The following is a 12,331-nucleotide window of genomic DNA, read 5'->3' as shown; positions in this document are numbered from 1 at the left end:
CGGCGGGCCCCTGGGGTTAGTTTCTTTACGTGTATAAAAACTTGGGACGGCGACCCTGGCCCCGGTCGCGGCCAGCGATCACCGGCGTCGCCTCCCGCGAGGCCGGCATGGACTCCGGCCTCTTCAACAGCTCCCGCCGACTCGGCGGCTGCGTCGGCCTGGCCGCCCTGGCCACTGTCGCCGCACTCCGCACCGGCACGGCCACCGGCCCCGCCGCCCTCAACGACGGCTACGCCCTGGGCCTTGCCGTCACCGCCGGCCTCTTCGTACTCGCGGCAGTCGTGGCGATCGGGGTGTTGCCCCGCCGCCGGGCTGCCATGCCTGGCCCGCAACCCACCGCCCCCACAGAGAACCGACCGGAAGGAACGCCGTCATGAAGACGACCCCCATCACGACCCCCATCGACCTGTTCGCCTCCGCGCTGCAGTTCCGCCCCGACGGCGCTGTCCGAGCAGCCGAACGGCAGATGGCGAGCAGCGACTCCGGCGCCTGGCAGGTCGTGACGTTCCATGTGGAGACCGATGCCGACGTCCACGCCGACCACTGGGAGATGCACCCGGAGGCCGAAGAGGCGGTGTGTTGCCTGACCGGCGGCGTCCGCCTCTACTTCCGTGCCGCCACGCCCGGCGGCGCCGAGGACATGGTGCGGTTGCAGGCAGGCACCGCGGTGATCGTCCCCCGCGGCCGCTGGCACCGCCTGGAGCTGAACGCCCCCAGCGACCTGATGTCGATCACCCTTCGCCGCGGCACCCGCCTCGAGAAGCGCACCGACACCCACTGACTTCAGAAGCGAGCAGGCCGGGCGGGCGTTGGCGAGGGCTCCTGGCCCGTGGGATCGGTCGCGCGGCACTCGCGGCACTTGCCCGGCTCGGGGCCGCGGAAGGCGCGGTCGCACTCGTCGCAGTTCCGGAGCGGATGACGGACGGGAGGCGGGGGCGCAGCCGGGGCCCGGAACGGGGGCGGTGGCGGCAGCCGCGCCGTCAGGCGGTGGGCGAGGAAGGCGGTCGGGTGGCGCAGGCCCTCGCCGGGCAGATCGCCTGGCAGATCGCTGGTCAGGGCGTGGCGTACGGCGGCGGGGGCGAGGTCGCGCTCCAGCCAGGCGGCGACGCCGGGTGCGAGGCGCTGCGTATCAAGGGCGGAGAGGGTGAGCCGGGGGTCGGCGCGGTGCAGGCCGGCGAGGAGGTCGGCGGCGGTCTGGAGGAGTAGCGGGGAGGAGTGGGAGGGGTGGGGGACGGAAAAGGGCCGGGGTGGGCGTTTGGCGCGAGGCTGCGGCGCCGGGCAGGTCGGTACGTCGTCGCCCGCCGATGACTCCCGCGCGGCGGCCGGTGCGTGGGCGGCGCGGCCCGGCTGGTTGCAGGAGACCGTGCGCGTGACGATGCGGCCGTCGGGTACGCGGTGGCGCTCGCGCCGGAGGTAGCCGTGGGCCTCCAACTCCCGCAGGGCGGCGGCGATACGTGTCGCCCCTTCGGGGAAGCGGGCGGTGAGGGTCTTGATGTCCACGCGGGCGCCGGTCGGCAGGGACTGGATGTGGACGGCCAGCGCGATCGCGACGAGCGAGAGCTCGCGGTGCTGGGCCAGATGGTTGCCGATCACCGTGAAGCGAGTGGCGTGGCGGGTGTTGGCGTGGGTGATGCCGAGGGGCGCGGGGACCCGTTTCGGGCGGGCTTTGCCGGCAACGCGGGACTGGGCGCGCGGGGGCGCGCTAGGGTTCTGGGTACCCATCGGGAAGCTCCTACTTCCTCGGTGGTCAGGCCCTCGATCGGGATTGCGAGTCCCGGCCGGGGGCCGTCGCATGTCTGCGGTTGTTTTGCTTGCTCGGGTCTCGCGCTGAGCGTATGGCAGTCAACAGGGGCTTCGGCCAGCTGAGTTGGCGATGTTCACCTTTGTGGGTGAGCGGCCCCGGCGGCTGCCGGGAGCGGGGCAGGTGGGGCTTGGCTCGGTTCCTTTTCCTCGTCCGTTGTTCCTTTGGGGTTGTCGCATGGAGCACCGGAGCCCGCGTTCACGAGCTCCGGTCGTACGAGATCCAGTTCCGCCCACACCGTCTTACGCGGAACGGGTCCCTCCGCGACGCCCCACCGATCGGCCAGCGCCTCGACGAGGAACAGGCAGCGCCCGGATTCGGCGCCGGGGGCGGGCGGGCTCATCGCCGCGATGAAGGGCGACGTGGCGGAGGTCCGGTATCCGAAGAAGGTGCGGGATCTGGCCCGGCTGGAGGCGCGGGCGGTGGAGCTGGGTCTGTACAGCAACCACAACATCCACGGGTTGTTGCAGACCGAGGCGCACATGCGGGCTCTGTTCGAGGTGTGGCTCCCCGCGTACTCGGAGGATGAGGTGGAGCGCATGGTGGCTGCTCGATTGGCTCGCCGGGTCGTCTTTGGGCGGGTGCCTGCTCCGACTCCGAGTTTCGTCCAGGACGAGGTGACCCTGTGCCGTCCCGTCGGAGGCACAATGGTGTGGCGTCGGCAGCTCGAACGGCTCCTGGAAATCGGGGCGTTGCGCAATGTCTCGATTCAGGTGATGCCGACCAACCGCGAAGAACACTTCGGGACAGGTGGGCTGATCGAGGTGCTGAGGTTTCCGGATGGCAGCGCAGCCGGGCGATCCGAGGGAGCGTTCAGCGGGCGGCCGGTCACGGATCCGAAGCAGCTCCGAATCCTGGAACTGCGCTATGGCATGATCCGGGCGCAGGCTCTAACTCCCGGGGAGTCAAGAACTCTGATCGAGCACATGCTTGGAGAGACATGACCGGCAAGTCCTCTGCCTGGGCCGCATCCGACTTGACGTGGTTCAAGAGCAGTTACAGCAGTAGCGGTGACGGTAACGACTGTGTCGAGGTCGCCGCCACCCCCGGCACGGTCCACGTCCGCGACTCCAAGAACGCGCAGGCCGCCTGTTTCTCCGTGACGGCTGAGGCTTGGGCCGACTTCGTGACGTACGCGTCGGGTAGCTGAATCGTCCCTGCCGGCTGAGGGTTTCGACGTACCGCGAGGTGATCGTCACCATGGAAGGCAACGATCACTCAGCCATGCCCTGGTTGCTCCACCACTCCGGTGCCCCGGACTGTCCGAAAGAATCAGACCTTGACTGACTTGTCAGTGCTTGCCGCAGGGGTCGACGTGCCGTTGCCCGTCGTCCTCGCCATCTTCTCGCTCGTCGGCCTCGTCTGCCTGTGGTGCGGGGTGAACTGGGCGTTCGACGTGCGGGGGATCACCACCCGACGGTCCGAGCGGATCCGGCAGAGGAACGCGCACATGCTGGGGATGCCGGGCGCGCTCGACGCGCCGACCACTGTCTTCGGGTCGGTCGGCTATCTCCGGTTCCTGGGTGCCCTCATGGCGTTCGCGGGGCTGGTCCTGTTCGTGGTTGCGTACGCGCTCTGGCACCTGGGCTGAGCCGAAGCCCGGCACAGCTTCCTGGCTCCTCTGGCCTATTGCCGTTCCATGGTGACGGATTGACCTCCCTTGAACCGACTCCCCTAGGGTCATGAGTCGTGAGAATCGTCGTCGTGCCGGGAACCAATAGAGTTATTACCGCATTTCCGCAGTCCTGAGGAGAGGTTGAACATGACGTGGTGCCCTAGATGTAATCAGGGATGGGTTGTCCGATGCCGCATTCCGGGCAGACCGGAAACGTTTCAAGTTTGCGAAGAATGCGACACGGTCTGGGAAGGCGGCGAACCGCACAACTCTCCGCCCTTCGAGATCCTGGAAAAGTACATGGAAAAGTTCGGCCTGCCCCCCCTCTGGTCGGAACTGGAGCGAATTGAGCGCGGCGCCACAGGCTGAACCCGACTGAATGCATTGGGTGGGTATTTGAAACGGAGGATGAGCCGGCCGTCGAGCAGTGCGGTGCAGTAGAAGGAATCAGGAAATGACGGACGGCAGCCTCAATTTCTTCGCCGAGGCGCGCGCAACCAGCTTTACGGCGAAGCCTGAAGGATGCTTCGTGCCCGCATCGGCCGACGGTCTGCGATAGCGCCCGGAGGACTTCGAGGTCGACGCCGCGCTGCGCGACGTATGTGTGCTCGATGCTGAGCCGGACGACTGGCAGAGGATGCTGGACGGGCTCAGTCCGTCCCCTGGCCGGCTGTCTTCACCTGGGCGCTTTCTGAACCGGCAGCCGACGGCGCGATGCTCACCGCGCGCGAACTACGGGCGCGCCTCGAAGGTGACCCCGAGGACTCCGTCAGCCTCGCTGTCCAGGTCACGGGTAAATCTGGTTTACCTGCTACTTCTTCGATGCCGACGAGATCGAGTTCTCCTTCGACCCGAGTGACGTGGTCGATACGGAGTTCTTCGCCCCGGTGTGTGACTTCGTTCGTTGGTTGGGGGATTCGACGCGCCGCGAGGTGATCGTCACCATGGAAGGCGCCGATCACTCGGCCATGCCCTGGCTGCTCCACTACTCCGGTGTCCCGGACCGTTCGAGAGATTCAGACCTTGACTGATGTGTCAGTAATTGGCGGAGACCGGCCGCTGTCTCCCGATGGAATCCGCATCGTCACCTTCTTCCCGGCAGGACGAGCCACAGGATGATGCTCACCATGCAGTTCACCGTGCGGCCGGATCAGGGCGACCCCGGTGGGTTCGATCTGGGTGACATGTCTGTCACAGGGGACCTCGGAACGGCCGACTCGGCCGGCCACACCCCCGACCAGGGCATGGTGATCCACCTTTCGGTGACCCAACTCCTGGACAGCCTCGGCGACTTCTTGCGCGGCGATGCCGGGACCCTCGCCTTCACGGGCGTCGACACTTCCTTCGGACTGATATTCCGGCGCACCACGAAGGGGCTGTCCGTCGCGTCGAAGGGCGGCGTCATCGCTCGCACGTCCGCTCCCGAACTGGGTGAGGCGGTCTTGCGTGCTGCCGACCGGCTCGCTCTCACCCTCCCCGCGGAGGACTCGGCCGCGGCGGACTTGAGCGCCGCCCTGGCATCGTTCCCCCGCCCAGTTGAGGATGTCTGAGAGCTGTGCAGAGGAAGACGCACGGCATTTCTACGCAGTCAGGGGTCCCGCACATCGCGGCCGTTTCTGCTGACTACCCTCCGCTCAACGGGTCCTGGAAGGCTCCACGTGACGTTCCCTCCGAGAGCCACACCGGCCGGCAGCTGGCACTGATGCGACAGCTTCAGGAAGACGCGGTCGACGGACCGATGTTCGCCCGCGCGTGGCTCGGGGAGCGGCGTGGCGCGATGGCCGCGGGGGAGCGAGTGGGTGACGCGGAAGACCATGCACCTGATCCTGGGGAACGACTGCGCCGTCACCGTCCACGAGCCGCCGCTGCCCCTCACCCCCCGTTTCTCCCTCTCCGGCGAGTACGTCACGGTGTCTCCGCACACGGACCAGCCCACCCACGAGACCCTGCTCTCCGAGACCTTCGGCAGTGTCGATTGGCTCTGGTCCGGGGACGACGAGTTCCGGTTCGCCGCAGCGGACCGAGGGCTGCGAGGAGTCATTCTGACCGTCCCGGAGACCTTGGCTACAGATGCTGAGAGCGATCGGATGCGGAGCTGGGGACGTGCTCCTCGCGTACCGGGCAATGTCCGCGCAGTCGACTCTCGCCATTTCGACGCCCGGCCGACGCGCGTCAGGTGGGTGAGCGAAACCGGTGATCAGGTGGTGTGCGCTTACGAATCCGGCGCCGGTGGCGCTTCTCAGGACGTACTGCGGCTGCGGAGCGCGCCCTGCTTCGACCTCGTGTTCGTGGATCGGGCACTGTCCGGATGGATTCTCGACCGCCCCGCCGACTTCCTCGTACAGGAGTGGGAGTACGCCCCCTCCCGACCCGCGCCGGACGGTGTGGCGGACGTCCTGCGTGACTGCCTGGGCACGTTCGGCGAGGCGACCATCGGGCGCATGCAGGACGGCGAAGCGGCTGCCCCGGAGGTTCTGCGGTCCTTGAGGGCCCGCGCCCCGACCTGCCGGAGGACGCCCGTCGCGACGTGCTGCGCAACCAGCTGGGCCGGTTCCTGGAGGGCTGGGGTGACGCGGCTTCCCGCTGAGTCCCGCCGAGCGGGTCGGCCCTCGGCTGCGGTCCCCGCCCGGCCCCGGTTTGACCTTCGTCACCCCAGGGGTACTCTCTACGGCTCGATTGGCCAGGCGTAGCCGCTCTGTGGCAGACTATCGGGGTTGCTCGGTTGAGTGCCGATGCTGCGCGCCTCCCGCCGGGAGGACCGGAAGCGAGTCCCACAGTACTCGTCGCCCCATCTGCCAGAAGGTCGAAAGATCCGCAGGCAGCGCTAGGGCGGACGTACGGGAATCTTTCGGGAAGTGCAGTGAGGTCGTTCAGCCAGGCGCCCGGTGGGTTTCTTCCCCCGGCTTCGCGGTCCCAGGGCTGCAGCTCCCGAGCAGGGAAATCCGTATGGATATTTCTGTCAGTGAGACTGCGACACGCCCGACCGCGTGGGTCGGAGGAGGACGGAATAGGACCTGCCAGGTTCCAGAGCGTTTCGAGAGACAGGACTACTAGTAGCCATGGCGGGACAGAAGATCCGCATCCGGCTTAAGGCCTACGACCACGAGGTCATCGACAGCTCGGCGAAGAAGATCGTCGAGACGGTGACCCGCACTGGTGCGTCGGTCGCAGGCCCGGTGCCGCTGCCCACTGAGAAGAACGTGTACTGCGTCATCAAGTCGCCGCACAAGTACAAGGACTCTCGCGAGCACTTCGAGATGCGCACGCACAAGCGCCTGATCGACATTCTCGACCCGACGCCCAAGACCGTTGACTCTCTGATGCGACTCGACCTTCCGGCCGGTGTCGACATCGAGATCAAGCTCTAGGGATCGGTGAGCTGAGAATGGCTAAGCAGATCAAGGGCATCCTGGGCGAGAAGCTCGGCATGACCCAGGTCTGGGACGACAACAACCGTGTCGTCCCGGTCACCGTGGTCAAGGCCGGTCCGAACGTCGTGACCCAGGTCCGTACGAACGACACTGACGGCTACGAGTCGGTCCAGATCGCCTTCGGCGAGATCGACCCGCGCAAGGTGAACAAGCCCCTCAAGGGCCACTTCGCCAAGGCCGATGTAACCCCGCGCCGCCACCTGGTGGAGCTCCGTACCCCCGGCGCCAGCGAGTACACGCTGGGCCAGGAGATCACTGCCGAGGTCTTCGAGGCCGGCGTCAAGGTTGACGTCACCGCGAAGAGCAAGGGCAAGGGCTTCGCCGGTGTCATGAAGCGCCACAACTTCAAGGGTGGCAAGGCGTCCCACGGTGCCCACCGTGTGCACCGTATGCCCGGTTCCATCGGTGGCTGTGCCACTCCCGGCCGTGTCTTCAAGGGCATGCGCATGGCGGGTCGTATGGGCAACGAGCGGGTCACCACCCAGAACCTGACCGTTCACGCCGTTGACGCGGAGAAGGGTCTGCTCCTCATCAAGGGCGCAGTTCCCGGTCCGAACGGTGGCCTCGTCCTGGTCCGCACCGCGGCCAAGGGGGTTTGAGGAACCGATGAGCACCATTGACATCCTTTCGCCTGCAGGCGACAAGGCCGGGACGGTCGAGCTCCCCGCGGAGATCTTCGACGTAGAGAAGATCAGCATCCCGCTTCTCCACCAGGTCGTCGTCGCCCAGCTGGCCGCTGCCCGTCAGGGCACGCACAAGACCAAGCGTCGCGGCGAGGTCCGCGGTGGTGGGCGCAAGCCTTACCGCCAGAAGGGCACCGGCCGCGCGCGCCAGGGTTCGACCCGTGCGCCGCAGTTCGCCGGCGGTGGCGTCGTCCACGGCCCGCAGCCGCGTGACTACTCGCAGCGGACCCCGAAGAAGATGAAGGCCGCGGCCCTGCGCCACGCCCTCACCGACCGGGCCCGCAACGCTCGCATCCACGTCGTCACCGGCGTGGTCGACGGCGGAGTCTCCACCAAGGCCGCCAAGTCGCTGCTCGCCAAGATCTCGGAGCGCAAGAACCTGCTCCTGGTGATCGACCGTGCCGACGAGGCCGCGCTGCTCTCCGCTCGCAACCTGCCCCAGGTCCACATCCTGGAGCCGGGCCAGCTGAACACGTACGACGTTCTCGTCTCGGACGACGTGGTCTTCACCCAGGCCGCCTTCGAGTCCTTCGTGTCCGGCCCGCAGGCCACTGACACCGAAGGGAGCGAAGCCTGATGGCTACGCGTCACCCGAGCATCGCCCCCAAGGCGGCCAAGGCCGCCAAGGCCGCGCGCATCGCCAAGGCGAAGCGCCACGAGGCCGAGGGCAAGAACACCGTTGAGACGCCGCTGAGCAAGAGCTTCACGGATCCCCGTGACGTCCTCCTCAAGCCGGTCGTCTCCGAGAAGAGCTACGCGCTCCTCGATGAGGGCAAGTACACCTTCATCGTTGACCCGCGTGCCAACAAGACCCAGATCAAGCAGGCCGTCCAGGCGGTCTTCTCGGTCAAGGTCACCGGAGTCAACACGATCAACCGTCAGGGCAAGCGCAAGCGGACCAAGACGGGCTTCGGCAAGCGTGCGGACAGCAAGCGCGCGATCGTGACCCTCGCTGAGGGCGACCGTATCGACATCTTCGGCCAGGCCTCCTAACGGAGTGCCCTGGTCCGAATATCGGACGAGGACTGAGAAATGGGAATCCGCAAGTACAAGCCGACTACGCCGGGCCGTCGTGGCTCCAGCGTCGCCGACTTCGTCGAGGTCACGCGGTCCACGCCGGAGAAGTCGCTGGTCCGCCCGCTGCACAGCAAGGGCGGCCGTAACAACGCCGGTCGTGTGACCGTTCGCCACCAGGGTGGCGGACACAAGCGCGCCTACCGAGTGATCGACTTCCGTCGTCACGACAAGGACGGCGTGCCGGCCAAGGTCGCGCACATTGAGTACGACCCCAACCGCACCGCGCGCATCGCGCTGCTCCACTACATGGACGGCGAGAAGCGCTACATCATCGCCCCCAAGGGTCTGACGCAGGGTGACCGCGTCGAGAACGGCCCCGGCGCGGACATCAAGCCCGGCAACAACCTGGCGCTCCGCAACATCCCGGTCGGTACCACGATCCACGCGATCGAGATCCGTCCCGGTGGCGGCGCCAAGTTCGCGCGCTCCGCTGGTGCCTCCGTGCAGCTGCTGGCGAAGGAGGGCACGATGGCCCACCTTCGTATGCCGTCCGGTGAGATCCGTCTCGTCGACGCCCGCTGCCGCGCCACCATCGGCGAGGTCGGCAACGCCGAGCAGTCGAACATCAACTGGGGCAAGGCCGGCCGTAAGCGCTGGCTGGGCGTTCGTCCGACCGTTCGCGGTGTGGCGATGAACCCGGTGGACCACCCGCACGGTGGTGGTGAGGGTAAGACCTCCGGTGGTCGCCACCCGGTCTCCCCGTGGGGTCAGAAGGAGGGTCGTACTCGCTCGCCGAAGAAGGCTTCGAGCAAGTACATCGTCCGCCGCCGCAAGACGAACAAGAAGCGCTAGGAGCGGGTTTAGATGCCGCGCAGTCTCAAGAAGGGGCCCTTCGTCGACGACCACCTCGTAAAGAAGGTGGACGTCCAGAACGAAGCCGGCACCAAGAACGTCATCAAGACCTGGTCCCGTCGCTCGATGATCATCCCCAGCATGCTGGGTCACACCATCGCGGTGCACAATGGCAAGATCCACATCCCGGTGTTCGTCACCGAGTCGATGGTCGGCCACAAGCTCGGCGAGTTCTCGCCGACGCGCACCTTCCGGGGTCACGTCAAGGACGACCGGAAGTCGAAGCGCCGCTAAGGCGGGGTGGAATCGACTATGACGAACACTGAAGGGACAACCATGGAAGCCAGGGCCCAGGCGCGGTACATCCGCGTCACGCCCATGAAGGCCCGCCGAGTGGTGGACCTCATCCGTGGCATGGATGCCACGGAGGCTCAGGCGGTCCTGCGTTTCGCCCCGCAGGCCGCGAGCGTGCCGGTTGGCAAGGTGCTGGACAGCGCCATTGCCAACGCTGCACACAACTACGACCACACCGACGCCAATTCGCTGGTCATCAGCGAGGCGTACGTGGATGAGGGCCCGACCCTGAAGCGGTTCCGTCCGCGCGCTCAGGGCCGTGCCTACCGGATCCGTAAGCGGACCAGCCACATCACCGTGGTCGTCAGCAGCAAGGAAGGAACCCGGTAATGGGCCAGAAGGTAAACCCGCACGGGTTCCGGCTCGGTATCACCACGGACTTCAAGTCCCGTTGGTACGCCGACAAGCTGTACAAGGACTACGTCAAGGAAGACGTAGCCATCCGTCGCATGATGACCTCCGGCATGGAGCGCGCCGGTATCTCGAAGGTTGAGATCGAGCGCACCCGTGACCGCGTGCGTGTGGACATCCACACCGCTCGTCCGGGCATCGTCATCGGCCGCCGTGGCGCCGAGGCCGACCGCATCCGCGGTGACCTCGAGAAGCTCACGGGCAAGCAGGTCCAGCTGAACATCCTCGAGGTCAAGAACCCCGAGACCGACGCTCAGCTGGTTGCTCAGGCCGTTGCAGAGCAGCTGTCCTCCCGCGTCTCCTTCCGTCGCGCCATGCGTAAGAGCATGCAGACGGCGATGAAGGCCGGCGCCAAGGGCATCAAGATCCAGTGTGGTGGCCGTCTCGGCGGCGCCGAGATGTCCCGCTCGGAGTTCTACCGCGAGGGCCGTGTGCCCCTGCACACGCTCCGCGCGAACGTCGACTACGGCTTCTTCGAGGCCAAGACGACCTTCGGCCGCATCGGTGTGAAGGTCTGGATCTACAAGGGCGACGTCAAGAACATCGCTGAGGTCCGCGCCGAGAACGCTGCAGCCCGTGCCGGCAACCGCCCGGCCCGTGGCGGCGGCGGTGGCGCCGACCGCCCGGCCCGTGGTGGTGGCCGTGGTGGCGAGCGTGGCGGCCGCGGCCGCAAGCCGCAGCAGCAGACGGCTCCGGCCGCCGAGGCCCCCAAGGCTGACGCGCCCGCCGCTGCCGCTCCGGCTGAGAGCACCGGAACGGAGGCCTGACCGAAATGCTGATCCCCCGTAGGGTCAAGCACCGCAAGCAGCACCACCCCAAGCGCCGCGGTCAGGCCAAGGGTGGTACGACGGTTGCGTTCGGCGAGTACGGCATTCAGGCCCTCACGCCGGCGTACGTGACGAACCGCCAGATCGAGGCGGCTCGTATCGCGATGACCCGCCACATCAAGCGTGGCGGCAAGGTCTGGATCAACATTTATCCGGACCGCCCCCTCACGAAGAAGCCCGCCGAGACCCGCATGGGTTCCGGTAAGGGTTCCCCCGAGTGGTGGGTCGCGAACGTTCACCCGGGTCGGGTGATGTTCGAGCTGTCCTACCCGAACGAGAAGATTGCGCGTGAGGCGCTTACCCGCGCTGCTCACAAGCTTCCGATGAAGTGCCGGATTGTTCGGCGCGAGGCAGGTGAGTCGTGATGTCGGCCGGTACCAAGGCGTCCGAGCTGCGCGAACTGGGTGACGAGGAGCTTCTCAACAAGCTCCGCGAAGCCAAGGAAGAGCTGTTCAACCTCCGTTTCCAGGCGGCGACCGGTCAGCTCGAGAACCACGGTCGGCTGAAGGCCGTCCGCAAGGACATCGCGCGGATCTACACCCTCATGCGTGAGCGCGAGCTGGGCATCGAGACGGTGGAGAACGCCTGATGAGCGAGAGCAACGTGACTGAAGAGACTGCCGCCCGCGGCTTCCGCAAGACCCGTGAGGGTCTTGTCGTCAGCGACAAGATGGACAAGACCGTCGTCGTCGCTGTCGAGGACCGCGTCAAGCACGCGCTGTACGGCAAGGTCATCCGCCGTACGAACAAGCTCAAGGCGCACGACGAGCAGAACGCTGCCGGCGTCGGCGACCGCGTCCTCATCATGGAGACGCGTCCGCTGTCGGCGACCAAGCGCTGGCGCATCGTCGAGATCCTCGAGAAGGCCAAGTAATTCTCTGAGGGGTATCCCTCAGAGTTCGTTCCGCCAGGCTCCCGGGGCAGTTCACTGAACTGCCCCGGGGGAACCGGCAGACAATCAGGAGATAGACGTGATCCAGCAGGAGTCGCGACTGCGCGTCGCCGACAACACGGGTGCGAAGGAAATTCTCACCATCCGTGTTCTCGGTGGCTCGGGTCGCCGCTACGCGGGCATCGGTGACGTCATCGTCGCCACCGTCAAGGACGCGATCCCCGGCGGCAACGTGAAGAAGGGTGACGTCGTCAAGGCGGTCATCGTTCGCACCGTCAAGGAGCGCCGCCGTCCGGACGGCTCGTACATCCGCTTCGACGAGAACGCCGCCGTCATTCTGAAGAACGACGGCGACCCTCGCGGCACCCGTATCTTCGGCCCGGTGGGCCGTGAGCTGCGCGAGAAGAAGTTCATGAAGATCATCTCGCTCGCGCCGGAGGTGCTGTAAG

General features: G+C 66.7%; 17 protein-coding genes and 3 pseudogenes. 18 read left to right on the top strand and 2 right to left on the bottom strand.

Going from position 1 to position 12,331, the window contains the following annotated elements; translation table 11 throughout:
- Window positions 1-55: 55 nt before the first annotated feature.
- Both CG723_RS20415 and CG723_RS20410 read left to right on the top strand, forming a co-directional pair.
- Window positions 56-377: pseudogene (locus CG723_RS20415) on the top strand (MFS transporter); the annotation flags it as partial.
- Window positions 374-781 (top strand): cupin domain-containing protein, encoded by a 408-nt coding sequence (locus CG723_RS20410; protein WP_100594891.1) that lies wholly within the window; start codon window positions 374-376, stop codon window positions 779-781. The pseudogene CG723_RS20415 and the gene CG723_RS20410, both read left to right, overlap by 4 nt.
- A gap of 2 nt (window positions 782-783) precedes the next feature.
- Here CG723_RS20410 and CG723_RS20405 read toward each other — a convergent pair whose 3' ends face one another.
- Both CG723_RS20405 and CG723_RS47615 read right to left on the bottom strand, forming a co-directional pair.
- A complete protein-coding gene (locus CG723_RS20405; protein ID WP_100594890.1) occupies window positions 784-1,722 on the bottom strand; it encodes a helix-turn-helix domain-containing protein in 939 nt (312 codons plus the stop codon).
- Between the two features lie 155 nt (window positions 1,723-1,877).
- Window positions 1,878-2,138, bottom strand: a pseudogene (locus CG723_RS47615) (ATP-binding protein); the annotation flags it as partial.
- On the opposite strand from CG723_RS47615, the pseudogene CG723_RS20395 reads away from it, so the two are divergent.
- From CG723_RS20395 to rplN, 16 genes and pseudogenes are all read left to right on the top strand, one after another.
- Window positions 2,122-2,745 (top strand): annotated as a pseudogene (locus tag CG723_RS20395) (DUF5753 domain-containing protein); the annotation flags it as partial. The pseudogenes CG723_RS47615 and CG723_RS20395 sit on opposite strands and share 17 nt — an antisense overlap.
- Window positions 2,742-2,951: a DUF397 domain-containing protein gene (locus tag CG723_RS20390; RefSeq protein ID WP_100594889.1), complete on the top strand. Its 210-nt coding sequence runs from the start codon at window positions 2,742-2,744 to the stop codon at window positions 2,949-2,951. The pseudogene CG723_RS20395 and the gene CG723_RS20390, both read left to right, overlap by 4 nt.
- A 129-nt stretch (window positions 2,952-3,080) precedes the next feature.
- Window positions 3,081-3,392, top strand: a complete 312-nt coding sequence (locus CG723_RS20385; RefSeq protein WP_234374411.1) for a hypothetical protein — start codon at window positions 3,081-3,083, stop codon at window positions 3,390-3,392.
- 1,151 nt (window positions 3,393-4,543) lie between these two features.
- Window positions 4,544-4,966, top strand: a complete 423-nt coding sequence (locus CG723_RS20380) for a hypothetical protein (RefSeq protein ID WP_159032495.1) — start codon at window positions 4,544-4,546, stop codon at window positions 4,964-4,966.
- 1,509 nt (window positions 4,967-6,475) lie between these two features.
- Window positions 6,476-6,784, top strand: a complete 309-nt coding sequence (rpsJ, locus tag CG723_RS20370) for a 30S ribosomal protein S10 (protein ID WP_003948644.1) — start codon at window positions 6,476-6,478, stop codon at window positions 6,782-6,784.
- A gap of 17 nt (window positions 6,785-6,801) precedes the next feature.
- On the top strand, window positions 6,802-7,446 hold the full coding sequence (gene rplC, locus CG723_RS20365) for a 50S ribosomal protein L3 (RefSeq protein WP_100594886.1): 645 nt from the start codon (window positions 6,802-6,804) through the stop codon (window positions 7,444-7,446).
- A gap of 7 nt (window positions 7,447-7,453) precedes the next feature.
- Window positions 7,454-8,107 (top strand): 50S ribosomal protein L4, encoded by a 654-nt coding sequence (gene rplD / locus CG723_RS20360; protein ID WP_100594885.1) that lies wholly within the window; start codon window positions 7,454-7,456, stop codon window positions 8,105-8,107.
- Window positions 8,107-8,523, top strand: coding sequence for a 50S ribosomal protein L23 (rplW, locus tag CG723_RS20355; protein WP_100594884.1), 417 nt, complete (start codon window positions 8,107-8,109; stop codon window positions 8,521-8,523). Before rplD ends, rplW begins: the two co-directional genes overlap by 1 nt.
- A 39-nt stretch (window positions 8,524-8,562) precedes the next feature.
- Window positions 8,563-9,399 carry a 50S ribosomal protein L2 gene (gene rplB, locus CG723_RS20350; RefSeq protein WP_100594883.1) on the top strand — a complete coding sequence of 279 codons (837 nt, stop codon included), beginning with the start codon at window positions 8,563-8,565 and terminating at the stop codon, window positions 9,397-9,399.
- A 12-nt stretch (window positions 9,400-9,411) separates the two neighbouring features.
- Window positions 9,412-9,693 (top strand): 30S ribosomal protein S19, encoded by a 282-nt coding sequence (gene rpsS, locus CG723_RS20345; protein ID WP_100594882.1) that lies wholly within the window; start codon window positions 9,412-9,414, stop codon window positions 9,691-9,693.
- A gap of 42 nt (window positions 9,694-9,735) precedes the next feature.
- The gene (gene rplV / locus CG723_RS20340; protein WP_026249422.1) at window positions 9,736-10,083 is read left to right on the top strand and encodes a 50S ribosomal protein L22; all 348 of its coding nucleotides are present in this window, start codon (window positions 9,736-9,738) and stop codon (window positions 10,081-10,083) included.
- The gene (rpsC, locus tag CG723_RS20335; RefSeq protein WP_100594881.1) at window positions 10,083-10,931 is read left to right on the top strand and encodes a 30S ribosomal protein S3; all 849 of its coding nucleotides are present in this window, start codon (window positions 10,083-10,085) and stop codon (window positions 10,929-10,931) included. Before rplV ends, rpsC begins: the two co-directional genes overlap by 1 nt.
- 5 nt (window positions 10,932-10,936) lie before the next feature.
- Entirely contained in the window at window positions 10,937-11,356 is a 420-nt protein-coding gene (rplP, locus tag CG723_RS20330; RefSeq protein ID WP_030782563.1) for a 50S ribosomal protein L16, read from the top strand.
- Window positions 11,356-11,580, top strand: a complete 225-nt coding sequence (gene rpmC, locus CG723_RS20325; RefSeq protein WP_030671810.1) for a 50S ribosomal protein L29 — start codon at window positions 11,356-11,358, stop codon at window positions 11,578-11,580. Before rplP ends, rpmC begins: the two co-directional genes overlap by 1 nt.
- Window positions 11,580-11,864, top strand: a complete 285-nt coding sequence (rpsQ, locus tag CG723_RS20320; RefSeq protein WP_100594880.1) for a 30S ribosomal protein S17 — start codon at window positions 11,580-11,582, stop codon at window positions 11,862-11,864. Before rpmC ends, rpsQ begins: the two co-directional genes overlap by 1 nt.
- A 97-nt stretch (window positions 11,865-11,961) precedes the next feature.
- On the top strand, window positions 11,962-12,330 hold the full coding sequence (rplN, locus tag CG723_RS20315; RefSeq protein WP_003974257.1) for a 50S ribosomal protein L14: 369 nt from the start codon (window positions 11,962-11,964) through the stop codon (window positions 12,328-12,330).
- Window position 12,331 lies beyond the last annotated feature (1 nt).

The sequence above is a fragment of the Streptomyces sp. CB01635 genome, assembly GCF_002803065.1.
In the GTDB taxonomy this organism is placed as follows: domain Bacteria; phylum Actinomycetota; class Actinomycetes; order Streptomycetales; family Streptomycetaceae; genus Streptomyces.
Note: the sequence above shows the minus strand (reverse complement) of the source record. Positions and strands in the feature narration are given on the sequence as shown.

What these genes read in the sequence shown, in the direction of transcription:
- rpsC (WP_100594881.1), top strand. Translation starts at nt 10,083, where the DNA reads ATGGGCCAGAAGGTAAACCCGCACGGGTTCCGGCTCGGTATCACCACG.
- rpmC (WP_030671810.1), top strand. Translation starts at nt 11,356, where the DNA reads ATGTCGGCCGGTACCAAGGCGTCCGAGCTGCGCGAACTGGGTGACGAG.
- CG723_RS20405 (WP_100594890.1), bottom strand. Translation starts at nt 1,722, where the DNA reads ATGGGTACCCAGAACCCTAGCGCGCCCCCGCGCGCCCAGTCCCGCGTT.
- CG723_RS20380 (WP_159032495.1), top strand. Translation starts at nt 4,544, where the DNA reads ATGCAGTTCACCGTGCGGCCGGATCAGGGCGACCCCGGTGGGTTCGAT.
- rplC (WP_100594886.1), top strand. Translation starts at nt 6,802, where the DNA reads ATGGCTAAGCAGATCAAGGGCATCCTGGGCGAGAAGCTCGGCATGACC.
- rplV (WP_026249422.1), top strand. Translation starts at nt 9,736, where the DNA reads ATGGAAGCCAGGGCCCAGGCGCGGTACATCCGCGTCACGCCCATGAAG.
- rpsS (WP_100594882.1), top strand. Translation starts at nt 9,412, where the DNA reads ATGCCGCGCAGTCTCAAGAAGGGGCCCTTCGTCGACGACCACCTCGTA.
- rplD (WP_100594885.1), top strand. Translation starts at nt 7,454, where the DNA reads ATGAGCACCATTGACATCCTTTCGCCTGCAGGCGACAAGGCCGGGACG.
- CG723_RS20390 (WP_100594889.1), top strand. Translation starts at nt 2,742, where the DNA reads ATGACCGGCAAGTCCTCTGCCTGGGCCGCATCCGACTTGACGTGGTTC.
- CG723_RS20410 (WP_100594891.1), top strand. Translation starts at nt 374, where the DNA reads ATGAAGACGACCCCCATCACGACCCCCATCGACCTGTTCGCCTCCGCG.
- rplB (WP_100594883.1), top strand. Translation starts at nt 8,563, where the DNA reads ATGGGAATCCGCAAGTACAAGCCGACTACGCCGGGCCGTCGTGGCTCC.
- rpsQ (WP_100594880.1), top strand. Translation starts at nt 11,580, where the DNA reads ATGAGCGAGAGCAACGTGACTGAAGAGACTGCCGCCCGCGGCTTCCGC.
- rplW (WP_100594884.1), top strand. Translation starts at nt 8,107, where the DNA reads ATGGCTACGCGTCACCCGAGCATCGCCCCCAAGGCGGCCAAGGCCGCC.
- rplP (WP_030782563.1), top strand. Translation starts at nt 10,937, where the DNA reads ATGCTGATCCCCCGTAGGGTCAAGCACCGCAAGCAGCACCACCCCAAG.
- rpsJ (WP_003948644.1), top strand. Translation starts at nt 6,476, where the DNA reads ATGGCGGGACAGAAGATCCGCATCCGGCTTAAGGCCTACGACCACGAG.